We start from the raw sequence: 23,854 nt of genomic DNA on the forward strand, positions 1-23,854 counted from the left end.
CGACCGGCGGGCCCGAGCACTCGGCCCGAGCACCCGACCGGAGCATCCGACCGGAGCGCCCGATCCCCTCGACGCCCCGGGCGGTCGCTGCGAGAGTGAGCCGATGCGAAATCTGCTGCGACCGCGCACACGCAAGCCGAGGCAGGCCGCCCGCACGGTGGTCCTGGACGACAACGGCTCGGTCTTCCTGCTCCGTTCGGACAACCGCGAGGTCGGCGTGCACTGGACCATGCCGGGCGGTGGACTGGAGCAGGGCGAGACCCCATGGGACGGCGCCCGCCGCGAACTGTGGGAGGAGACCGGCTGGCGCGACCTCGAACCCGGCCCGCTGCTCTGCACCTGGGAGCACGACTTCACCTGGCACGGCACCCCGGTCCGCCAGCACGAGCACATCTACCTGACCGGTGGACCGCACCGCGGCCCGGTCGGCGACGTCAGCGAGGCGCACGCCGTCGACCGGATCCTCGACTGGCGCTGGTGGACCCCGGCGGACCTCGCCGACGAGAACGCCGACGCGCTCTGGCCGCCGACGCTGCCGGAACTGCTGGACGCGGTCCGCGCGGGCTGGGCCGTGGACGGGCGGCCGCCGGTGCCCGTGGACCTCGGATACGTCCCGAACGCCCCGGCCGCCCGTTAGAGCCGCCGGGGCACGCCCCCGACGCGGACGCGGGTCAGGAACGCGCGCCGCGCCGGGACCGCCCGGCCGGACCGGACTCCCAGCCCTGCAGCTCCAGCTCCCGGTCGTGCAGTGCGCCCGGGTTCATCAGCACCGTCAGCTGGGCGCCGACCAGTTGCTCGAAACCGAGCCCGGTCGCGGACAACAGTTGCTCGGTCGACACCGAGACGGCGATGGCGGGACGCCAGGAGGGCAGCACCACCAGACAGGTGCCGCGGCCGACCCGGATCGGCTCGGCCACCACCCGGACCGGCGCGCGCTCCTCCGGCCGGCCGAGGGCCTCGACCGGGCCGGGGCTGCCGCCGATCAGGATGCCGAGCGGCGGTTCGGCCCGCGAGGCCCCGGCGCCAGGGTCGCCGGCGTCGGCGTCGGCGTCGGCGACATCAGGACCGATGTCGATGGCGCCGCTCGCGAACGACGGCGTTGGTACCGCTGCCACTTCCGCCGCCCCGGTGGGTTCCGCCGCCCACGCGGTGGCACCCGGCAGGCCGGTCCCGGTCGGGTCGGTCGCGGCCGTCTCCCGTGCGGTCGCCCCCTGCCCGTTCCGGGCGGCCTGCGGGTGGATCCGGCGCAGTCGCCGCGAGGGCGAGGGTCGCCGGGACCCGAAGGAACGCGGTTCTTCGCGCGCCGAACGCGGCGCCGGTACGGCAAGGCCGAGCTCCGACGGAGTGGCGGTGGGCCGGAACCGGGGGAACCCGCCCTCGTCCGGTCCGTTGACGGGGCCGGGCACGGGCAGGGCGGGTGCCTCCGCGTCGTTCCGGCCGCGTGGCCGCGGCACCGAGTCGTGGCGCGTGACGCCGCTCCGGCGGGTCGTTCCGTCCGGGGCACCGGGCACGGCCGAGGCGGGCTCGGCGACGGTGGCGATCGAACACACCGAAACGGCCACGGCGGGCCGGCCGGCCACGGCGGGCGGGGGCGAGGACCCGGCGCTCTCCCCGGGCGAGCCGGGTGAGCCGGGCGCGCCGGGCAGGGACGGGTCGGTTACGGAGGAGTGGATCGAGGTCATCTGCGAGCCCTTCGGGGAACGGTTCCGATGATCCTCCCGCACCACGCGACCCAGCTCCAAGCGTCGTCCCCGATGGTGTGGGTGATCCCACCGCGACATCCGCCGCGACACTGCCGAGGGGTCGCTTCGTGGCCGCTTCGGGACCGCCTCGAATCGCCTCGGAATCGCCCAAAGCAGCGGTAGGCGAACCCCGTTGTCACTCGACCGAAACGGCGTCCCACACCCTTCGCGGGCCCGTGCCCGCCCCGTGCCCGCCCTGCCCCCGACCTGCCGGCACGGCTCAACTCCCGGGCGCGACGAACCCCTTGAGGTCGGCGAGCACCGCGTTCGCCGCCATCACACCGAGCCCGAGGAACCAGGTCTCATCCGAAACCGGTCGAGCCTGACCGGACTTGACCGCACCGAGCGTCTTCCAGAGCGCGCCACCCAGCACCGCGTCCTGGTTGGTCGAGCTGGGGCTGCCGTACACGCCGTAGAAGATCCAGTCGGCGTCGGCCTTGTCGATCTGCTCCGGGCTGACCTCCACCGCGAGCTCCTTGACCCGCTCGATCTCGGGCTGCGGCAGCGGGACGTCGGTGAGGATGGTGCCGATGAAGGAGAGCTCGGCGTAGAGCCGGGTCCGGCCCGGCATGAACCGCAGCGGCGTGATGCCGGGCCGCTTGTCGCCGAGCTTCGCACCGATCGCCGCGGCGGCGGCCTGGTACGCGTCGAGCTGCGCCCGGGCCTCGGCCTCCAACCCGAAGGCACTCGCGTTGAGCAGGAAGTTCTGCTTCCAGGGGTAGCCGGGCCGCAGTGAGAAGACGGTCGGCGCGATCTTGGACAGCTGGGCGTACTGGTCCTGGGCCCGCAGCTGGCTGCCCAGGATCAGGTCCGGCTTCAGCGCGGCGATCGCTTCCAGGTTGAGGCTGTTGATGGTGCCGACGGCGGCCGGGCTGCCGGCTTTGTCCTTGAGGTAGGACGGCAGGGACTTGGAGGCGTCGGCGTGCACGACGCCGACCGGCTGGATGCCGAGGGCGACGACGTTGTCGAGTTCACCGGTGTCCAGCACCACGACCCGGGTGGGCTTGGCCGGGACGACGGTCTCGCCCATCGCGTGCCGGACGGTGCGCGGGTAGACGCCGGGGGCGGCGTCGGTGCCGAAGCCCTTCATCCTCTCGATCACGGTGGCGTAGTCCTCGCCGCCCTGCTTGACCGACTTCTGGTCCGGGGAGGAGCCGCCTCCGGCCGGGGTCGAGCCGCCGCTGCCGCCCGTGCCGCCGCCCGTGCCGTCGTTGCCGCCCGAGCTGCCGCAGCCGGTGAGCAGTGCGCCGAGGCCGATCACCGCTCCGCCGGCGAGCCCCGCGCTGAGCAACCGGCGGCGGCTGGGCGTGCGGGGGGCGAGGGCCTGGTCGTCGGAGATGGGGGGCACGCGGCGCTCCTTTGACGAGTCGAGATTAGGTTAGGCAAACCTATCTGACTCGGGGCGCGGGCCCAGGCCCCTGCGTGCCGGAGGGGCAAACCGTGGCAAACCTTGGCAAAAGGGTGAAATTTTCTTGGCTCAACTCCTTTGAAACAAAGGTACATGGGTTAACGGGCCGTTAAACCACCACCCCTGGCGGGCTCCAGGGGAACGAATCGAAGCACGTGGTTTAGATCACCAAGGGTTGGTCTACTCAACCTTCCACGCCCGCATCTAGGGTGCGCTGGTGTTTGATCAGCAGCTCTCAGAGCACACGAGCAGCGGCCGGGCAATGGCGCCCGGCGCTCCGCAGGGTGCCCCGGTCAGTGGCATCAGTGGTGGAGTCCCCGCGGATCAGGGGACCGCTGGGGGAGCGGGGGACAAGGGTCTACGGGGCGGTTCCGTAGGCCTGTTGAGCAGTGTGGTGCTGGGCGTCTCGACAGTCGCCCCGGTCTACTGCCTGACGGCGACACTCGGTCCGACCGTGACCGCGGTCGGCGTCCAGATGCCCGCGGTGTTCCTGGCGGGCTTCCTGCCGATGCTGCTCGTCGCGTTCGCGTACAAGGAGCTGAACAAGGACTTCCCGGACTGCGGGACGTCCTTCACCTGGGGCGTGCGGGCCTTCGGCCCCCGGGTCGGCTGGATGGCCGGCTGGGGTCTGACGGTGGCGACCATCATCGTGCTCTCCAACCTGGCCGGGGTCGCGACCGACTTCCTGTACCTGATGCTCGGGGAGATGACCGGCAGCAGCTGGGTCACCGAACTCGACCAGAACAAGGCCGTGCACCTGCTCACCGTGGTCCTGCTGATCGCCGGCGCCACCGCGATGAGCTACCGGGGGATGACCGCCACCAAGTGGTTCCAGTACAGCCTGGTCGGCCTGCAGCTGGCCGTGCTGCTGCTCTTCTCCGCCATCGCCATCGGCAAGGCCGTCGCCGGGGACCTCCCCGACTCGATCGGCTTCTCGTTCTCCTGGCTCAACCCGCTGGAGGTCAGCTCGTTCAGCGCCTTCACCGCCGGGCTGTCGCTGTCGATCTTCATGTACTGGGGCTGGGACACCTGCCTCACCATGAACGAGGAGACGATGGGCAGCGCCAAGACCCCCGGCCGTGCCGCGATGATCTCCATGGTCACCCTGGTCGGCTCGTACCTGCTGGTCGCGATCGCCTCCCAGATGTTCGCGGGCGTCGGCCGCACCGGCAACGGCCTCGGCAACCCGGCCACCGCCGACAACGTCTTCGCCGCGCTGGCCCGTCCGGTGCTCGGCTCGCCGTGGAGCATCCTGCTCTTCCTGGCCGTCGTCGCCAGCGCCGCCGCCAGCCTCCAGACCACCTTCATCCCGGTGGCCCGCACTCTGCTCGCGATGAGCGCCTACCGGGCCGTGCCGCCGCGCTTCGGCGCCGTCCACCCGCGCTTCCGCACCCCCGGCTACGCCACCGTGGCGGCGGGCATCGCCACCGCGGTCTTCTACGTGGGCATGAGCCTGATCAGCGAGAACGTCGTCCAGGACACCATCCTGGCGCTTGGTCTGATGATCTGCTTCTACTACGCGCTGACCGCCTTCGCCTGCGCCTGGTACTTCCGCCGTTCGCTCCGCACCGGTGTGCGCGACCTGCTGCTCAAGGGCGTCGCCCCGCTCCTCGGCGGGGTGCTGCTCACCGGGGTCTTCCTCCAGACCCTCACCGACGCCTGGGCCCCCGACTACGGCAGTGGTTCGGTCTTCGGCATCGGCTCGGTCTTCGTGATCGGCGTCGGCATCCTGCTGCTCGGCGCCGCTCTGATGACCTGGTACAGCGTCATCCGGCCGGAGTTCTTCCGCGGCGAGACGCTGCACAAGGACACCCCGGCGCTGATCGTGGAGGACTGACACCGCGACCTTCGGGCGCGTGCGGCGCACCAACGGCAGGGCCGTCCATCGTGGACGGCCCTGCCGCGTTTTCCCCTCCCACAGGAAGGGAGGGGGACATCGGCCGGTCGAGCACGGGGCATATCGTCACCGGGCGGTCGCGACCACGACGCGGCCGTGACCCCGGCATCCCCCCTCTTCCTCCCCCGTTCCTCGTTCCTCTTCCGCGCCCGCGCCCGCGCCCGAAAGGTGGCCCGGCCCATGGACCAGCAACCGACCGCACCCGACCAGCGGCTGACCCGCCCTCCGCACCTCCTGCCCGGCGACCACATCGCCGTCGTCGCCCCCAGCGGCCCCATCGACCCCGACCGCCTCGCCGCCGGCTGCGAGATCCTCCGCTCCTGGGGGCTGCGCGTCACCATCGCCCCGCACGTCCTCGACACCCATCCGGCCCTCGGCTACCTGGCCGGCACCGACGCCGACCGCGCGTCCGACCTCCAGTCCGCCTGGCTCGACCCCACCGTCGACGCCGTCATCTGCGCCCGCGGCGGATACGGCGTGCACCGCATGGCCGACCTGCTCGACTGGACCGCGATGCGCGCCGCCCGGCCCAAGCCCTTCATCGGCTTCAGCGACGTCAGCTCCCTGCATGAGGCCTTCGCCCAGCGCCTCGGCCTCGCCACCCTGTACGGACCGCTGGCCGCCGGGGTCTCCTTCCACTCCGACGGCCCGACCGCCGAACACCTCCGCCGCACCCTCTTCGACCCGGCCGCCACCACCGTCCTCACCTCGCCCACCGCCGCCCCGCTCGTCCCCGGCCGGGCCCGGGGCATCACGGCCGGCGGCTGCCTCCACGTCCTCACCGCCGAGCGGGGCACGCCCGCCGCCCGGCCCTCGTACGAGGGCAGCATCCTGCTGCTCGAAGACGTGAACGAGCACCCCTACCAACTCGATCGCCTGCTCACCCAGCTCCTGCGCTCCGGCGCCCTCGACGGCGTGGCCGGCCTGGCCCTCGGCTCCTGGGAGGGGTGCGGACGGCCCGAGCGGGTCCGGGACGTGATGCGCGACCGGCTCGGCGGGCTCGGCGTCCCCGTGCTCTGGGAGCTGGGCTTCGGCCACTGCCCGTCCACCCTCACCGTCCCGCTCGGCGTCCCCGCCGTGCTCGACGCCGACGCCGGCACCCTCACCCTGGACGTGCCCGCCCTCGCCCACCGCTGAGTAAGGTGCGGCCATGAACGAGGACCGCCTCACCGCCCTTGCCCTCGGCTTCCTCCGCGGCCCGGGCAGCAACGCCCGGACGATCCTCGGACTCGCCGGCCCGCCCGGCGCCGGCAAGTCCACCCTGGCCCGCCACCTGGTCGCCGAGGTCGAGCGCACCGAAGGCCCCGGCACCGCCGCCTACGTCCCGCTCGACGGCTTCCACCTCTCGGGCACCCAGCTCGACCGCCTCGGCCTGACCCACCGCAAGGGCGCCCCGGCCACCTTCGACGCCCACGGCTACGTCGCCCTGCTGCGCCGCATCGCCGCCGACCGCTTCCAGGACATCTATGTGCCGGACTTCGACCGCACCCTGGACGAACCGGTCGCCGCCCGCCACGTGGTCCGCCCCTATACCCGGCTCGTCATCACGGAGGGCAACTACCTCGCCTCCGCCGACGCCCCCTGGCCGGACGCCCGCCGAGTGCTGCGCGAACTCTGGTACGTGCACACCGACGACGCCGTCCGGGAGGAGCGCCTGCTCCGACGCCACCGCGTCGGCGGCCGCGACGAGGCCACCGCCCGCCACTGGGTCACCGGCAACGACCACCCCAACGGCGAGTACGTGAAGCCCGGCCGGGCACTCTGCACCCGGATCGTCTCCGGGACGGGTTTGCGTGCGACCCCGGACAGGGGTAGTGTTCTCTAGTCGCTCGGCAGGGAGCACCGGACACGCATCGGCGCGGACGGTCCCGGAGCGGCCAATCCCTTGAAACACCACTTCCGGTTCGTGCCGGTCGTTTTCGCTTTTCGCGTCGCGGCCTGGTGCTTATTCGGTGTGTGCGTTTATCGGATTGCGGCTGGATTCGCTTTTCGGAGCGGGGATCGGCTAGAGTTTGAAACGTCGGACAGGGCGTCAAGCCCCGGAAGACACCGGCGAGTTGGATGAACGAAGCCCCGGAAACGGAGCGGAAAACATCTGATAAGCTGGGAACACGAAAGAACGAAGCCCGGAGGGCCTGCTGGAAGGCAGTCCGAAGGAAGCGTCCGTTCCTTGAGAACTCAACAGCGTGCCAAAAGTCAACGCCAGATATGTTGACATCCCCGGCCTCAGGTTTCCTGGGGTTGGAGATTCCTTTTGAAGTAAAACACTAGCGAGGACGCAGTGCGCGGGGCCGCCCTATTCCGGTGGTTGCCGTGCCGCTCAACGCGGGTGTCGACCCGATTACGGGTAAACATTCACGGAGAGTTTGATCCTGGCTCAGGACGAACGCTGGCGGCGTGCTTAACACATGCAAGTCGAACGGTGAAGCCCTTCGGGGTGGATCAGTGGCGAACGGGTGAGTAACACGTGGGCAATCTGCCCTGCACTCTGGGACAAGCCCTGGAAACGGGGTCTAATACCGGATATGACCTTCCTCCGCATGGGGGTTGGTGTAAAGCTCCGGCGGTGCAGGATGAGCCCGCGGCCTATCAGCTTGTTGGTGGGGTAATGGCCTACCAAGGCGACGACGGGTAGCCGGCCTGAGAGGGCGACCGGCCACACTGGGACTGAGACACGGCCCAGACTCCTACGGGAGGCAGCAGTGGGGAATATTGCACAATGGGCGAAAGCCTGATGCAGCGACGCCGCGTGAGGGATGACGGCCTTCGGGTTGTAAACCTCTTTCAGTAGGGAAGAAGCGCAAGTGACGGTACCTACAGAAGAAGCACCGGCTAACTACGTGCCAGCAGCCGCGGTAATACGTAGGGTGCGAGCGTTGTCCGGAATTATTGGGCGTAAAGAGCTCGTAGGCGGCCTGTCGCGTCGGATGTGAAAGCCCGGGGCTTAACCCCGGGTCTGCATTCGATACGGGCAGGCTAGAGTGTGGTAGGGGAGATCGGAATTCCTGGTGTAGCGGTGAAATGCGCAGATATCAGGAGGAACACCGGTGGCGAAGGCGGATCTCTGGGCCATTACTGACGCTGAGGAGCGAAAGCGTGGGGAGCGAACAGGATTAGATACCCTGGTAGTCCACGCCGTAAACGTTGGGAACTAGGTGTTGGCGACATTCCACGTCGTCGGTGCCGCAGCTAACGCATTAAGTTCCCCGCCTGGGGAGTACGGCCGCAAGGCTAAAACTCAAAGGAATTGACGGGGGCCCGCACAAGCAGCGGAGCATGTGGCTTAATTCGACGCAACGCGAAGAACCTTACCAAGGCTTGACATATGCCGGAAACACCTGGAGACAGGTGCCCCCTTGTGGTCGGTATACAGGTGGTGCATGGTTGTCGTCAGCTCGTGTCGTGAGATGTTGGGTTAAGTCCCGCAACGAGCGCAACCCTTGTTCTGTGTTGCCAGCATGCCTTTCGGGGTGATGGGGACTCACAGGAGACTGCCGGGGTCAACTCGGAGGAAGGTGGGGACGACGTCAAATCATCATGCCCCTTATGTCTTGGGCTGCACACGTGCTACAATGGTCGGTACAAAGGGCTGCGATGCCGTGAGGCGGAGCGAATCCCAAAAAGCCGGCCTCAGTTCGGATTGGGGTCTGCAACTCGACCCCATGAAGTTGGAGTTGCTAGTAATCGCAGATCAGCATGCTGCGGTGAATACGTTCCCGGGCCTTGTACACACCGCCCGTCACGTCACGAAAGTCGGTAACACCCGAAGCCGGTGGCCTAACCCGTAAGGGGAGGAGCCGTCGAAGGTGGGACCAGCGATTGGGACGAAGTCGTAACAAGGTAGCCGTACCGGAAGGTGCGGCTGGATCACCTCCTTTCTAAGGAGCACATAGCCGCTTGCAGGCGAATGTCCTGCACGGTTGCTCATGGGTGGAACGTTGACTATTCGGCACATTCGGTAAGGCCTGTCAGTACTGCTTCGGCGTGGAACACAGGGTCTTGGTGGGTGTGTCGGGCACGTTGTTGGGTCCTGAGGGAACGGGTTGACCGTTGTCTCAGTGCCGGCCTCACTTGAGGTGGTCTTCGGATCATCGAGGGTGTGTGACTGGTCGTTGTTTGAGAACTGCACAGTGGACGCGAGCATCTGTGGCCAAGTTTTTAAGGGCGCACGGTGGATGCCTTGGCACTAGGAACCGATGAAGGACGTGGGAGGCCGCGATAGGCCCCGGGGAGCTGTCAACCGAGCTTTGATCCGGGGGTGTCCGAATGGGGAAACCCGGCAGTCGTCATGGGCTGTCACCCGCTGCTGAACACATAGGCAGTGTGGAGGGAACGCGGGGAAGTGAAACATCTCAGTACCCGCAGGAAGAGAAAACAACCGTGATTCCGGGAGTAGTGGCGAGCGAAACCGGATGAGGCTAAACCGGAATGGTGTGAGACCCGGCAGGGGTTGCCGTTTCGGGGTCGTGGGATTCTTCTTGATCGGTCTGCCGGCCGGTCGGCGAGTCAGAAACCGTATGGGTAGTCGAAGGACATGCGAAAGGTCCGGCGTAGAGGGTAAGACCCCCGTAGACGAAATCTGTACGGCTCGCTTGGAGAACACCCAAGTAGCACGGGGCCCGAGAAATCCCGTGTGAATCTGGCGGGACCACCCGCTAAGCCTAAATATTCCCTAGTGACCGATAGCGGATAGTACCGTGAGGGAATGGTGAAAAGTACCGCGGGAGCGGAGTGAAATAGTACCTGAAACCGTGTGCCTACAAGCCGTGGGAGCGTCGTTCATCAGCTTTGCTGGTGGGCCGTGACTGCGTGCCTTTTGAAGAATGAGCCTGCGAGTTTGCGGTGTGTAGCGAGGTTAACCCGTGTGGGGTAGCCGTAGCGAAAGCGAGTCCGAATAGGGCGGTTGAGTTGCATGCCCAAGACCCGAAGCGGAGTGATCTAGCCATGGGCAGGTTGAAGCGCGGGTAAGACCGTGTGGAGGACCGAACCCACCAGGGTTGAAAACCTGGGGGATGACCTGTGGTTAGGGGTGAAAGGCCAATCAAACTCCGTGATAGCTGGTTCTCCCCGAAATGCATTTAGGTGCAGCGTCACGTGTTTCTTGCCGGAGGTAGAGCACTGGATAGGCGATGGGCCTTACCGGGTTACTGACCTTAGCCAAACTCCGAATGCCGGTAAGTGAGAGCGTGGCAGTGAGACTGTGGGGGATAAGCTCCATGGTCGAGAGGGAAACAGCCCAGAACACCGACTAAGGTCCCTAAGCGTGTGCTAAGTGGGAAAGGATGTGGAGTCGCAGAGACAACCAGGAGGTTGGCTTAGAAGCAGCCACCCTTGAAAGAGTGCGTAATAGCTCACTGGTCAAGTGATTCCGCGCCGACAATGTAGCGGGGCTCAAGCACATCACCGAAGTCGTGTCATTGCAGCATATAGGGCCAACGCCTGCTGTGATGGGTAGGGGAGCGTCGTGTGCCGGGTGAAGCGGCGGTGGAAACCAGTCGTGGACGGTATACGAGTGAGAATGCAGGCATGAGTAGCGATACAAGAGTGGGAAACTCTTGCGCCGATTGACCAAGGGTTCCTGGGTCAAGCTGATCTGCCCAGGGTAAGTCGGGACCTAAGGCGAGGCCGACAGGCGTAGTCGATGGACAACGGGTTGATATTCCCGTACCCGCTTTGAAGCGCCAACGCTGAACCTCTTGATGCTAAGCCCGTGAAGCCGTCCTGGAGCCTTCGGGCAAAGGGAAGTGGTGGAGCCGGTGACCCAACGGGGTAGTAGGTGAGCGATGGGGTGACGCAGGAAGGTAGTCCAGCCCGGGCGGTGGTTGTCCCGGGGTAAGGGTGTAGGCCGAGTGATAGGCAAATCCGTCACTCATTGAGGCTGAGACCTGATGCCGAGCCGATTGTGGTGAAGTGGATGATCCTATGCTGTCGAGAAAAGCCTCTAGCGAGTTTCATGGCGGCCCGTACCCCAAACCGACTCAGGTGGTCAGGTAGAGAATACCGAGGCGTTCGGGTGAACTATGGTTAAGGAACTCGGCAAAATGCCCCCGTAACTTCGGGAGAAGGGGGGCCATTCCTGGTGACGAGTCTTGCACTCTGAGCTGGGGGTGGCCGCAGAGACCAGCGAGAAGCGACTGTTTACTAAAAACACAGGTCCGTGCGAAGCCGTAAGGCGATGTATACGGACTGACGCCTGCCCGGTGCTGGAACGTTAAGGGGACCGGTTAGCTCTGATTCGTCAGGGCGAAGCTGAGAACTTAAGCGCCAGTAAACGGCGGTGGTAACTATAACCATCCTAAGGTAGCGAAATTCCTTGTCGGGTAAGTTCCGACCTGCACGAATGGCGTAACGACTTCTCGACTGTCTCAACCATAGGCCCGGTGAAATTGCATTACGAGTAAAGATGCTCGTTTCGCGCAGCAGGACGGAAAGACCCCGGGACCTTTACTATAGCTTGATATTGGTGTTCGGTTCGGCTTGTGTAGGATAGGTGGGAGACTGTGAAGCAGCAACGCCAGTTGTTGTGGAGTCGCCGTTGAAATACCACTCTGGTCGTGCTGGATGTCTAACCTGGGTCCGTGATCCGGATCAGGGACAGTGTCTGGTGGGTAGTTTAACTGGGGCGGTTGCCTCCTAAAGGGTAACGGAGGCGCCCAAAGGTTCCCTCAGCCTGGTTGGCAATCAGGTGTTGAGTGTAAGTGCACAAGGGAGCTTGACTGTGAGACTGACGGGTCGAGCAGGTACGAAAGTAGGGACTAGTGATCCGGCGGTGGCTTGTGGAAGCGCCGTCGCTCAACGGATAAAAGGTACCCCGGGGATAACAGGCTGATCTTCCCCAAGAGTCCATATCGACGGGATGGTTTGGCACCTCGATGTCGGCTCGTCGCATCCTGGGGCTGGAGTAGGTCCCAAGGGTTGGGCTGTTCGCCCATTAAAGCGGTACGCGAGCTGGGTTTAGAACGTCGTGAGACAGTTCGGTCCCTATCCGCTGTGCGCGTAGGAGTGTTGAGAAGGGCTGTCCCTAGTACGAGAGGACCGGGACGGACGAACCTCTGGTGTGCCAGTTGTCCTGCCAAGGGCATGGCTGGTTGGCTACGTTCGGGAGGGATAACCGCTGAAAGCATCTAAGCGGGAAGCCTGCTTCGAGATGAGCACTCCCACCTCCTTGAGAGGGTAAGGCTCCCAGTAGACGACTGGGTTGATAGGCCGGATATGGAAGCCCTGTGAGGGGTGGAGTTGACCGGTACTAATAGGCCGAGGGCTTGTCCTCAGTTGCTCGCGTCCACTGTGTTGTTCTGAAACAACGACCCGCCCGAATCCGGGTGTGCGGTGCACAGTTTCATAGTGTTTCGGTGGTCATAGCGTGAGGGAAACGCCCGGTTACATTCCGAACCCGGAAGCTAAGCCTCATAGCGCCGATGGTACTGCAAGGGGGACCTTGTGGGAGAGTAGGACGCTGCCGAACAATTCTTCTGAAGAACCCCCATCCGGGATCCGGATGGGGGTTTTTCGCATTTCCGGATCATCTCATTCGCCAGTGGCTCTCTGTCCACCAGCAGGTGGTCCTAGGTCCACCCCGGAATTGGGGTGCCATGGCCAGTGTGGGTGGCAGGCGGTTCGTGAACACTGATGGAGGACGATCGGTACCGGCAGCAGGAGCTTCCCGTGACAACAGTGAGTCGTACGAGCGGCACGTCCGTGCGTGCGCAGGCCCGGTCCGCCCTCTCCGCCGGCGGAGAGGGGCTGGCGCGGCTCGCCGTGTTGCTGCTGGCGGCGGTGCCGGGGGCGGTGCTGCCGGTGGGCGCCGCGATCTTCTCGGGGGTGATGGCCTCCCAGCTCCTCCAGTCATACGACGTGGGGCTGTTCCTCGCCTTCCTGCTGGCAGCTGTCGTCGGTAGTGCGGTGGCCGCCGCCAACGTCCGCCGCACCGCGAACCGCACACGCGGCCAGCTGGAACGCTGGTTCGGCATCCGGCTTCCGGCCGTGTACGAGCCCCGCCCGGAGCTGGAGTTGGACGGCAGGGGCCACTGGTGGACGGGCTACACCTACCACCGGTCCCGGACGGTCGCGAAGTACGCGCAGCTGGTCCACTGGGGCCTGCGGGACCGGACCACCCGCGCCGAGCTGCTCTGGCTGCTGGTGAACCCCGTCGTCGTCGTGGCCCTGGTCGGCCCGGTGGCCGCGCTGCTCGGGGTCGGTGCCGCTTACACCCTGGCGGGGCCGGTGCCGGCGAACGGGTTCGACCCGTTGAGCAGCCGGATGACGTCCGTCCTGCTGAGCGTCGTGCTCGGGGTCGTCATGATCGTCGTCGGGATGCTCGTGGCCCCGTTGGCGGTCCGGGCGTACGCGGAGGCGGCCCGCCGGGTGCTGGACCAGGACGGCCGGGCCACCCACGCCCAGCTGACCAGGCGGGTGGCCGAGCTGACCGAGACGAGGGCGGACGCGGCGGGCAACCAGGCGGCCGAACTGCGGCGGATCGAGCGGGACTTGCACGACGGCGCCCAGGCGCGGCTGGTCGCGATAGGCATGACGCTCGGCACCATCGAGCACCTGATGGACACCGACCAGGAGGCCGCCCGGGAGCTCCTCGCCGAGGCGCGCCAGTCCTCTGCCCGGGCCCTCCAGGAGCTGCGGGACCTGGTGCGCGGCATCCACCCGCCGGTGCTCGCCGAACGTGGACTGGGCGACGCGGTCCGGGCGTTGGCGCTGGACAGCGCCCTGCCGGCCGAGGTGTGCGTGAGCCTGCCGGACCGGCCGCCGGCCCCGGTGGAGGCCGCCGTGTACTTCAGCATCTGCGAGCTGCTGGCCAACGCGGCCAAGCACTCCGGGGCGGACCAGGTCTGGGTGGACATCCTCTACCGGGCCGGCTTCCTGCGGGTCACGGTGACGGACGACGGAGTCGGTGTGGCGGATCCTTCGCGGGGGACGGGACTGCGCGGAATCGAGAAGCGATTGGGTACCTTCGACGGTGTCCTCTCCATCGACAGTACGTTGGGCGGACCCACCACCATCACCTTGGAGTTGCCGTGCGAGTTGTCCTCGCCGAGGACCTCTACCTCCTTCGCGAAGGCCTGATCCGGCTGCTGGAAGCGCACGGCTTCACCATCGCCGCGGCGGTGGAGACCGGGCCCGAGCTGCTGGAGGCACTGCTGACCCACCGCCCGGACGTGGCGGTGGTCGACGTCCGGCTGCCTCCGACGCTCACCGACGAGGGCTTGCAGGCCGCGCTCAAGGCACGGCGGGAGATCCAGGGCTTGCCGGTGCTGGTGCTGTCGCAGCACGTTCAGCAGCTCTACGCACGGGAGTTGCTGGCCGACGGCACCGGGGGGATCGGTTACCTGCTGAAGGACCGGGTGTTCAACGCGGGGCAGTTCATCGACGCGGTCCGCCGGGTGGCGGCGGGCGGGACGGCGATGGACCCGGACGTGATCGCCAAGTTGATGCAGACCACCTCGCGCCGGCCCGGACCGCTGCTGCGGCTGTCCCCGCGCGAGCGCGAGGTGCTGGAGCTGATGGCCGAAGGCTGCTCCAACTCGGCGATCGCCGCCCGCCTCTCGGTGAGCGACGGCGCGGTGGCCAAGCACATCGCCAACATCTTCACCAAGCTTGAGATCGTCCCCGACGAGGACGCCAACCGTCGGGTGCTGGCCGTACTGGCCTACCTCAACGGCACGGCGGGGCGGACCGGCTGACGAGCAGGCCGGGATCCGTCGCAGGTCCGGGTGGTATCGGGGGCCGTTGCCGGGCCGCCGTCCTGTGACACCCCAGGCTGTGGGAACGCTTAAACACCTGTACGAGTAAACTCCGGTGGGCCGAGCCCGGAGGTCGCTCAGACGTCCGGCGGCCCGAGCGGCGGGACTCGGCAGTCGAGGCAGCGTACGGCCAGTCGAGGCAGCGTACGGCCGCAGCCGACATCCAGGGGTTGATAGACGTAATGGCACGCCCAACGCTCACCAAAGCCCATCGGGGCCTGCTCGGCATGGTCGCGGCCGGTGCCTGCATCATCTCGGGCATCGGCTTCGCGGGCTCGTACAACGCGGTGCGCGAACTGGCCGAGGAGAAAGGTTTCGGCGCCTTCTCCTACGCCTTCCCCATCGGCGTGGACGCGGGCATCGTGGTGCTCCTCGCGCTCGACCTGGTGCTGACCTGGCTGCGGATCCCCTTCCCCATGCTGCGGCAGACCGCCTGGCTGCTGACCGTCGCCACCATCGCCTTCAACGCGGCCGCCTCCTGGGGCGATCCGCTCGGCATGGGGATGCACGCCGTCATCCCGGTGCTCTTCGTCGTCGTGGTCGAGGCCTCGCGGCACGCGGTCGGCCGGATCGCGGCGATCACCGCGGACCGCCACATGGAGTCGGTCCGGGTGATGCGTTGGATCCTCTCCCCGGTGCCGACCTTCCGGCTCTGGCGGCGGATGAAGCTCTGGGAGCTCCGCTCCTACGACGAGGTCATCCGACTCGAACAGAACCGCCTGGTCTACCGGGCGCAGCTGCGCTTCCGCTACGGGCGCGGCTGGCGCCGCTCGGCGCCGATCCAGGCGCTGCTGCCGCTCAAGCTCGCCAAGTTCGGGGTCCCGCTGGACCCGGCGCTGCTCGACCGGCTGGACGACGAGGGGCGCGAGCGCGAGGCCAAGGAGGTCCTGCCTCAGCAGGAGGCGCAGGGGGCCGTCCCCCAGGAGAACCGCGCCGCCGCGGCCATCGCCCCGGTTGCGGACGGACATCCGCAGCAGGCCCGGCAGCAGGCGGCGCAGGCCGCCCAGCAGCTCCAGCCGGCCCCGCAGGGCCAGCCCGAGCAGGACCAGGCCCAAGCCCCGGCGCCCGCGGCCGTCGCGCCGCTGTCCGCCGAGGTCGCCGCACCGATGCTCGCGAAGCTGGCCGCCGTCCGGCTGCGTGCCGCCCAGGCGCCGGACGAGGCGGCCGCCGCCGCCCCGCAGTCGCGCGGTGAGGAGCTGAACGTCTGGACGGAGCGTCCGGTCCGCACCACCGGCCACCCGACCGACGCCGCCCCGGGCGGGCGGGTGCCCGGCCAGGCCTCGCCCTGGTTCAAGCCGCCGCGCCCGGTCGCCGAGGAGCCCGCTCCGCACCAGGTCCAGCAGCCTCAGCCGACCCCGCGGGCCGAGCAGCCCCAGCAGGCCCACCCTTCGGAGCAGCCCGCAGAGCCCGTCGAGGCCGTCGAGTTCGCCGAGGCCGTCGAGTCCGAGCAGCCGCTCCCGGCCGAGGGTCCCGTCCCGGCCGAGGGTCCCGTCCTCGCCGAGGGTTTCGCCCCGGAGGAGGACTCGATAACCGTCCAGGCGCCCGCCCGCCTCGACCCGGACCTCGCCTACGAGGCGCTGGTCTCCTACATGGACAGCCACGGTCACCAGCCCGACCCCCAGCGCCTCGCCGGCTGGCTGACCAAGCACTTCGGCGTCACCGGCAAGGGCCCGGACGGTTCGGTCCACCCGAAGGAGGTCGCCGAGCTCTTCCCGGAGCTGCACGACCGCTACGTCGCCGCCGGGAGGGAGTGACGGCAGGCCGCCACCGTCCGGGCCGCGGCACACCATTGACGCCCGATCCCGCCGGAGCTACCTTCGCCTCAACAAAATGTTGAAGCACTGGTTCGGCATGGAGGAGTGCGGATGACACGGGTCGAGGTCGACGGAAACGGGCCGACGGACGGGGCCTCCTTCTCCACCGCGGCCCGCGCCGCCGTGGAGGCGCTGCTCGCCCCGGTCGACGCCGACCTGGCGCGCCGTTACCCGGGCGAGCCCGGGACCAGGCAACCGGTGCACACCGTCTACGTTCCCGCCGACGCCTTCGGCGCCGACACCGTGCGCACATGGGGCCGCCGGGCGCTGGAAGCCTTCGACCGACACGCCGCCACCCCGACCGAGCTGGCTCGCGCCCTCGGGGTCGCCGACGACGGGCTGCTCGCCGACGTACACGCCCGGGTCCGCGCCAAGCTGGAGCGCGAGCCGATCGAGGACCTGCGGATCGACTTCGAGGACGGCTACGGCCGCCGCCCCGACGCCGAGGAGGACGAGGCCGCCGTCCGCGCCGCCGAACTGGTCGCCACCGCCGTGGCCGAGGGCAGCGCCCCGCCGTACCTCGGCATCCGGGTCAAGTGCATGGAGGCCCCCGTGCGGGCCCGCGGCATCCGCACCCTGGAGCTGTTCCTGGCCACCCTGCTGGCCCGCGGCGGACTGCCGCAGGGCCTGGTGCTGACCCTGCCCAAGGTGACCTACGCCGAGCAGGTCACCGCGCTGGTCCGGCTGCTGGAGGACTTCGAGCGCCGGACCGGGCTGCCCGCCGGCCGGATCGGCTTCGAGATCCAGATCGAGACCACCCAGGCGATCCTCGGCCCGGACGGCCGGGCCACCGTCGCCCGGATGATCGAGGCTGCCGAGGGCCGCGCCACCGGCCTGCACTACGGCACCTTCGACTACAGCGCCGCCTGCGGTGTCAGCGCGGCCCACCAGAGCCTGGACCACCCGGTCGCCGACCACGCCAAGGCGGTCATGCAGGTGGCGGCCGCGGGCACCGGGGTGCGGCTCTCCGACGGCTCGACCAACGTCATCCCGACCGGCTCCACCGAGCAGGTGCACGCGGCCTGGAGACTCCACCACGGCCTGGTCCGCCGCTCGCTGGCCCGTGCCTACTACCAGGGCTGGGACATGCACCCGGCGCACCTGCCGACCCGTTACGCCGCGGTCTACTCCTTCTACCGCGAGGGCCTGGCGGTCGCCGCCGCCCGGCTCGCCGGGTACGTCGCCAAGACCGGCGGCGAGCTGACCGGCGGCGAGGCGGCGGGCGGCGACGTGATGGACGAGCCGGCCACCGCCCGGGCGCTGAGCGGCTACCTGCTGCGAGGCCTGGACTGCGGTGCCGTCGACCTCGCCGAGGTCACCGCGCCGACCGGCCTGGACCGCGAGCGGCTGAACGCCCTGGCCGGCCGCTGACCCACCGGCGGCCGGTCCCTCCTGCCCGGCGCCAACTAGGCTGGCGGTGCCGCCCCGGTGTCCCGGGGCGCGCGCCGTCAGCCTTCGCCGTCCTCGGGAGGACCACCGCACCATGTCCGCCACGCCGGAGCCCACCGCCAGGCCGTACCTCACCATCCGGCGGGCCGGCAGCCACGAGACCGAGATCAAGAAGTCCCGGTTCATCTGCCACCTCGCCCGGGTCGCCGACGAGGAGGAGGCCCAGGCCTTCATCGCGGGCATCCGCAAGCAGTACTGGGACGCCCGGCACAACTGCACCGCCTTCGTGGTCGGCGACGACCAGCGCCGCGAGCGCTCCAGCGACGACGGCGAACCCGGCGGCACGGCCGGGGTGCCGATGCTGGAGGTGCTGCGTCGGCGCGGCCTGACCGACACCGTCGCCGTGGTCACCCGGTACTTCGGCGGGATCAAGCTCGGCGCCGGCGGGCTGGTGCGGGCGTACGGGAACGCGGTGTCGGCGGCGGTCGACGAGGTCGGCCTGCTGGAGCGCCGGCCGGTCGCGCTGCTCGCGGTGGCGGTGGACCACGTCCGGGCCGGGCGGGTGGAGAACGACCTGCGGGCGGCCGGGTACGCGGTGAGCGACCTGGCCTACGAGGCCTCCGGGGTGCGGATCGAGGTGGGTGTGCCGGAGCCGGACGTGGCGGAGTTCCACACCTGGCTGGCCGAGGCGACCGGTGGCACCGCGACGGCGGTCCCGGCCGGCCGCACCTATGTCGAGGTGCCGGTCTGACCAGGGGTTCGGGCGGTGTCCCAGGGGCCGGCGCGGGCCCCGTTCCGTAACCCAGGGCCCGCGCCACGCGGAAGACCGCTTGAGCAGATTCACCCGAACGTAGTGTCGTAGCCCGGAGTTGGAACTTCCGCTCCGGGCCGTGGCGTTTCCTGGGCAAGGTTCCGGCAGAACCGGACGAAAGCATCGATGGAGGACACAGGACCCCACCCCGCACCACGGAGGTATGTGCATGACCTCGAACCGTCCGACCTCGAATTCCCTGCCCGCGACCCACTCGGTCCCGACCCACTCGGTCCCGACCCGCCCGGCGCCGAACCACCCGGCCTCGAACCACTCGATCGGCAACCGCCCCGCCCCGAACCGCGTCCGCTCGCACATCGGTGCCGACCTACCCGGCCCCCGCGGCCCCGCGACGCCGTACCGGATGACGGTCACCACGGCCCTCGCGCACGCGGAGGCCGTCGCCCTGGCTGACGAGCAGCTCGCCTCCTGGCTGAAACAGGAGGGGTTCGAGGAGCCCCCGCCGGCCCACCCCGCCCCGGGCTCCACCACCGAACGGCTCCGCCTGGGGGAGCGCGTCCTGCTGGACCGCGACCAGGGCCCGCTGCGCGACGGCCCGGGCACCGGCCGCTACGACCGCCGCCGCCTGCGCACCCCGGCCCCGCACGGCACTCAGCAGCTCACCCTCACCGTGGCCACCGAGGCCGACGGCCCCACCTGGGTCCGGCTGGAGGCCGAGACGCACAGCACCGGCAGCGGCGTGCGCACCCCGTGCCGGGTGCCGGTGCCCGAACTCGCCCGTACGCTCCTGCCGTTGCTCGACGCCACCGACGGCCCGGCCGCTGTCCACACCGCGCCCCGGGTGATCACGGCCGACGAGGTCGACGCCCTGATCGACGACCTGTGCGATCCCGAGCGCAGGCTGCCCACCGTGGTGGCCAGCGTCCCGGCGAACGTCCCGCTCGACGACTGGGTGCGGGACGTGGTCGCCCCGCTCTGCCACCAGTTGCCCGGCCTCGCCACCGCCTATGTGCTCGACCCCGGCGCCCGCACCGGGTTCAACGTCGCGCTGGAGTACCACTCCGTCTACGGCGGGGCGGTGCGGACCTACCTGCCCGAGGTGGACCCGGCCTCCCGGCAGGACAGCGTCCGACATCCGGTGCTCGCCCGGAGCCGAATAGAAGAAGACCTGCGCCGCGCCGCCGGGCTGCTCGCCCGCGAGCCGCGCCGCCTCGCCGCGGACCAGCCGCTGCCACCGCCGTTGGCGGCCGTGCCGGTGCTGCGCGTCCCGCCGCCCCAGCTCCGCCAAACCGCGGAGCAGGCCGTGGAGCGGACCGCGGAACAGGCGGCCGCGCAGACCGTCGAGCAGGCCGCCGCGCACCGCGAGGAGCAGCAGGACCGCGCCGAGCAGCAGGCCAGGGCCGACGAGCTGGAGCGGGGCCGGCACACCCTGCGCCTGGAGCGCCGCGACCACCGCGAGCGGGGCCAGGGGCGCGACGGCCGCGACAGCAGGGACATCCGGGAGGGCCGGCTCCGCTCCGGGGCCCGCGCGCTGACCGGCCGCCACTGCGTCGTGCCGGGTGGCAGCGGGCCGGCCGTCGGACCGCACCCGGCGGCCCAGTCCGTCGCCCCAGTCGCCCAACCGGTCGACCACCGCGGCACGCCCGACACCTTTACCGAACTCATGGCCAGACTGGCCGAGTTCCCGCTGGTGACCTTTACCGGCGACCAGAAGAACGCGCTCGCCCTGGACGGGCTCCAGTGCGTCGGCGCGGGGTGGGCCCGGCTCGCCTGGGACGGCCTGACCGCACTCCAGGAGTACGCCGAGGCGGCCGTGCGCGGCGCGGCCGGCGGGGACTTCAAGCAGTGGTGCGAGCGCACCCCCGAGGGCTGTCGCCGCTTCCCGCCGCGCAAGGCGGTGCGCGGGGAGTCCCGGACGGTGTTCAGCCACACCAAGTGGAAGCGCGAGCGGATGCTGCCGGTGCCGGAATGCGTCGACGCCTCCCGGCGCGCGTTCATGGGCGCGCACCTGCGGATCGGCGGCGGTCGCACCGCGCCCCGGCTGCACTACCTGGACGACTGTTCCGGCAGCGGCCGGATCTACGTCGGCTACATCGGTCTGCACCTGACCAACACCCGGACCAACTGAGCGGCTTGGCTGACCGCCGCGCCCGTTCGGGGGACAATGTCCGGCAGGGGAGGGTCCGCAGGGTCGCCGACCGTCCCGGGCAGGCGCCGGACGAGCATGGGGGAACGACGACCGATGCAGTACTCAGCAGACGGCCAGTCCGACGGCACCGCCACCGTCCAGTTCCCCCGGCCGGGCTTCCTCGCCTCGGTCTTCCGCGACCTCGGCGCCGACCAGGACGAGCAGTCGGACGGCGCCGTCACCGGCCGCCCCAGCGGCGGCAGCACCGGTGACGGCCCGCCCGGTGGCAGCCCGTCCGGTGACGTGCCGTCCGACTCGGGCCCGGACAGCCTGGGCAGCCCCGACGGTCCGGGCGGCCCCGACGGCCCCGTCGGCCGGAGACCCGGCCACCCCGGCCACCCCGGCCACCCCGGCCCCGTCGAGGCCGACCCGGACGAGGCCGTGGCGGCGCACGCCCGAGCCGCCGCCCTGACTCACCACCGCAGCCAAACCGTCCAGGCCGAGCACGACCGGCTGGCCGACCTGCTGCGGCGGGCCGCACTGCCCGTCTCGGCCATGGACTTCGAGAGCCAGCTGCGCCACTACCAGCCCCGCCCCTACCCGGCCGACGGCCCCGCCGCTGCCGCGGACGACGAATCCGAGCCCCGCTGGGAGGACTTCGCCCCCGCCGAGCCACCCGCGGCGGACCCGGAGAGCGGCCCGTCCCGACGGCTCCTCGACTCCGGCTACCAGCGCGAGCTGGCCCAGGCCCGGCTCACCCACCAGCGCGCCCTGCGGGAGTGGCGCACCCGCCGGGCCGAGGCCGGCAACCCCGCCGCCGACGAGTCCCGGCGCGCCCACGAAGCGGCGGAGCAGGCCCGTGCCAGGGCCGTGCGCGAGTACAACGAGAGCCTGGAGGAGTGCCGACGGGCCTATCGGCTGGCCGAGCCGGCCGCCGTGGAGTCGCTGCTGGAGCGGGCGCTGGCGGCCGCCGAGACCGCCACCCAGGACCTGCCCGCCCCCTGCCGGGCAGTCTTCCGTCCGCTCACCCGCACCGCCTTGCTCGACCTCGACCTGCCGCCGCTCGATCTGGTGCCCTCGCTCACCGGCTACCGGCTCGCCCCGGACGGCGACATCGTCCCGGTGCCGCGCCCGCCCGCGGACCGGGCCACCGACTACCTGCGGCTGGTCGCCCGGCTCGCCCTGCGCGCCCTCCAGGCCGCCGACGCCGTCGACACCGACGAGATACTCGCCGGCGTCGTCCTCAACGGCTGGCTGCGCGATCCCGCCACGGCCGAGCCGCTCTGCCTGGTCAGCGTGGACGCGGACCGCGACGCCCTGGCCCGAACCCGGCTGCTCCCGCCGGGTACCCCGTACGAGGAGCGCGACGACGAGGGCGTCTACGCCGACGCCGAGCAGGACGAGGCCCTGGTGCGGCTGCGTCAGCTCGGCGCGGCCGTCACCCCGGACCCGTACGACCGGGCCGGTGTCCAACCGGCCGCCCAGGCCGGGGCCACCGTGCCGGCCGCCGCCGACCTGTCCGCCAACGAGTTCGCCCAGCTGGTGCGGGACCTGCTGACCCGCGGCGGGATCGCGCAGTGGAGCGTACGGCTGCGCGGCCCGGCGGGGCTGGTCGCCACCGGCGAGGGCGCGCCCGGCAGCGCGCTCCCCGGCCGCTGGGTGGTCTGGGCCTCCCGGGACACCGCGGCGATCGGCGTCGAGCAGATCGAGACCCTGGCCGAGGCGGTCGGGGAGGAGACCGCCGAGCGCGGCCTGCGGCTGACCACCGGCCGGTTCACCGACGAGGTGCTGGACCTCACCGCCGAGGAGGGCCACCGGCACATCCACCTGATCGACGGCGACGGGGTCCGCGAACTCACCCGGACCCACCTCGGCCTGCCGCTCGCCACCGGCGCCTGACCGCCCCGGCGGGTAACGGCGCCACCGGGAACCTCACCCGGACGGCCCATCCGGCGGGCGCCCCGGAACCCCCGGACCGAGGCTGGGGGAACGGCTCCGCAGCACACACCCCAGCCCCGGAACCCCGGGTGATCGCCGTCGAACGGGCGTCCGGTACGTTCGGCGGTCGGCCCGGCCACGGGCGGATCCCAGGGGGAGAGGAATGGGCAGAGCGCTCGGCAGACGGACCGGCGGCCCCGGCCACCCGGCCGGACCCGCGGCGGAGCCGGCCCGATGACCGCCGTACTGGTCGCCGCCGGGGCGTTCCTGATGACCCTGATCGGCGGATTCGTCGCCCAGCGCACCGGCGACCGCCGCCACTTGGTGCTCGGCTTCGCCGCCGGACTGATGCTCGGTGTGGTCGCCTTCGACCTGCTGCCCGAGGCGCTCCACGAGGCGCCCGGCGAGGTGCACGGCGTGCCGCAGGCGCTGCTGATGTTCGCGGCCGGCTTCCTGACCCTCCACGTGGTCGAGCGGGCGGTCGCCATCCACCGCGGCCACGAGGGCGAGTACGCCGCCCACTCCCACGGCCACCACCACGGGCACACCGGCTCCGCCGGGCACCAGGGCGTCGGACTGACCGCCGCGCTGGCCCTGGTCGGGCACAGCATGATGGACGGCTTCGCGATCGGCGCCGCCTTCCAGGCCGGCACCACGGTCGGCACCGTGGTGGCCATCGCGGTGGTCGCGCACGACTTCGCCGACGGCTTCAACACGTACACGATCACCCGGCTGTACGGGAACAACCGGCGGCGGGCGCTGACCCTGCTCGCGGCGGACGCGGTGGCCCCGGTGTCCGGCGCGGCGATCACCCTGGCCTTCACCATCCCGGAGCACCTGCTCGGCCTCTACCTGGGCTTCTTCTCCGGTTTCCTGCTCTACCTGGCGACCTCCGACATCCTCCCCGAGGCGCACAGCCCCCACCCCTCGCGCAGCACCCTGCTCTGCACCGTCGCCGGGGTCGGCTTCATGTGGCTGGTGATCGGCCTGGCCGGCTGAGGCCCGCGGCCGACC

Annotated in this window: 14 protein-coding genes and 3 rRNA genes; 15 read left to right on the forward strand and 2 right to left on the reverse strand. The window is 69.9% G+C overall.

Annotation, left to right across the window (positions count from 1 at the left end; translation table 11 throughout):
• The first annotated feature begins 103 nt into the window (after positions 1-103).
• Complete coding sequence (locus QWJ13_RS32725; RefSeq protein ID WP_316529157.1) at positions 104-637, forward strand: NUDIX hydrolase; 534 nt, start codon at positions 104-106, stop codon at positions 635-637.
• Positions 638-671: 34 nt separating this feature from the next.
• Here QWJ13_RS32725 and QWJ13_RS32730 read toward each other — a convergent pair whose 3' ends face one another.
• Entirely contained in the window at positions 672-1,115 is a 444-nt protein-coding gene (locus tag QWJ13_RS32730; RefSeq protein WP_316529158.1) for a hypothetical protein, read from the reverse strand.
• Between the two features lie 847 nt (positions 1,116-1,962).
• Positions 1,963-3,081, reverse strand: coding sequence for an ABC transporter substrate-binding protein (locus tag QWJ13_RS32735; RefSeq protein ID WP_432277651.1), 1,119 nt, complete (start codon positions 3,079-3,081; stop codon positions 1,963-1,965).
• A gap of 331 nt (positions 3,082-3,412) precedes the next feature.
• Between QWJ13_RS32735 and QWJ13_RS32740 the strand changes: the two genes are divergently transcribed.
• From QWJ13_RS32740 to QWJ13_RS32805, 14 genes are all read left to right on the forward strand, one after another.
• Complete coding sequence (locus QWJ13_RS32740) at positions 3,413-4,987, forward strand: APC family permease (protein WP_316529273.1); 1,575 nt, start codon at positions 3,413-3,415, stop codon at positions 4,985-4,987.
• A gap of 240 nt (positions 4,988-5,227) precedes the next feature.
• Complete coding sequence (locus QWJ13_RS32745) at positions 5,228-6,184, forward strand: S66 peptidase family protein (protein ID WP_316529162.1); 957 nt, start codon at positions 5,228-5,230, stop codon at positions 6,182-6,184.
• Positions 6,185-6,197: 13 nt separating this feature from the next.
• Positions 6,198-6,872 (forward strand): nucleoside/nucleotide kinase family protein, encoded by a 675-nt coding sequence (locus QWJ13_RS32750; protein ID WP_316529163.1) that lies wholly within the window; start codon positions 6,198-6,200, stop codon positions 6,870-6,872.
• A 529-nt stretch (positions 6,873-7,401) separates the two neighbouring features.
• Positions 7,402-8,925 (forward strand): 16S ribosomal RNA (locus tag QWJ13_RS32755).
• A gap of 270 nt (positions 8,926-9,195) precedes the next feature.
• Positions 9,196-12,317: ribosomal RNA gene (locus QWJ13_RS32760) — 23S ribosomal RNA — on the forward strand.
• Between the two features lie 78 nt (positions 12,318-12,395).
• A 5S ribosomal RNA gene (gene rrf, locus QWJ13_RS32765) occupies positions 12,396-12,512 on the forward strand.
• Together the 16S, 23S and 5S rRNA genes form the textbook arrangement of a ribosomal RNA operon.
• A gap of 200 nt (positions 12,513-12,712) precedes the next feature.
• Entirely contained in the window at positions 12,713-14,122 is a 1,410-nt protein-coding gene (locus QWJ13_RS32770) for a sensor histidine kinase (RefSeq protein WP_316529164.1), read from the forward strand.
• Positions 14,074-14,739 (forward strand): response regulator transcription factor, encoded by a 666-nt coding sequence (locus QWJ13_RS32775; RefSeq protein WP_316529165.1) that lies wholly within the window; start codon positions 14,074-14,076, stop codon positions 14,737-14,739. Before QWJ13_RS32770 ends, QWJ13_RS32775 begins: the two co-directional genes overlap by 49 nt.
• A gap of 242 nt (positions 14,740-14,981) precedes the next feature.
• Positions 14,982-16,553 (forward strand): DUF2637 domain-containing protein, encoded by a 1,572-nt coding sequence (locus QWJ13_RS32780; RefSeq protein ID WP_316529166.1) that lies wholly within the window; start codon positions 14,982-14,984, stop codon positions 16,551-16,553.
• A gap of 111 nt (positions 16,554-16,664) precedes the next feature.
• Positions 16,665-17,984, forward strand: a complete 1,320-nt coding sequence (locus tag QWJ13_RS32785) for a DUF6986 family protein (RefSeq protein ID WP_316529167.1) — start codon at positions 16,665-16,667, stop codon at positions 17,982-17,984.
• Between the two features lie 112 nt (positions 17,985-18,096).
• A complete protein-coding gene (locus QWJ13_RS32790; RefSeq protein WP_316529168.1) occupies positions 18,097-18,753 on the forward strand; it encodes a YigZ family protein in 657 nt (218 codons plus the stop codon).
• Between the two features lie 229 nt (positions 18,754-18,982).
• Positions 18,983-20,902, forward strand: coding sequence for a hypothetical protein (locus tag QWJ13_RS32795; protein ID WP_316529169.1), 1,920 nt, complete (start codon positions 18,983-18,985; stop codon positions 20,900-20,902).
• A 114-nt stretch (positions 20,903-21,016) separates the two neighbouring features.
• Positions 21,017-22,801 (forward strand): restriction endonuclease, encoded by a 1,785-nt coding sequence (locus QWJ13_RS32800; protein ID WP_316529170.1) that lies wholly within the window; start codon positions 21,017-21,019, stop codon positions 22,799-22,801.
• Between the two features lie 273 nt (positions 22,802-23,074).
• Entirely contained in the window at positions 23,075-23,839 is a 765-nt protein-coding gene (locus tag QWJ13_RS32805; RefSeq protein ID WP_316529171.1) for a ZIP family metal transporter, read from the forward strand.
• Positions 23,840-23,854 lie beyond the last annotated feature (15 nt).

The organism is Kitasatospora brasiliensis, from assembly GCF_032654805.1.
GTDB classification, from domain to species: Bacteria; Actinomycetota; Actinomycetes; order Streptomycetales; family Streptomycetaceae; genus Kitasatospora; species Kitasatospora brasiliensis.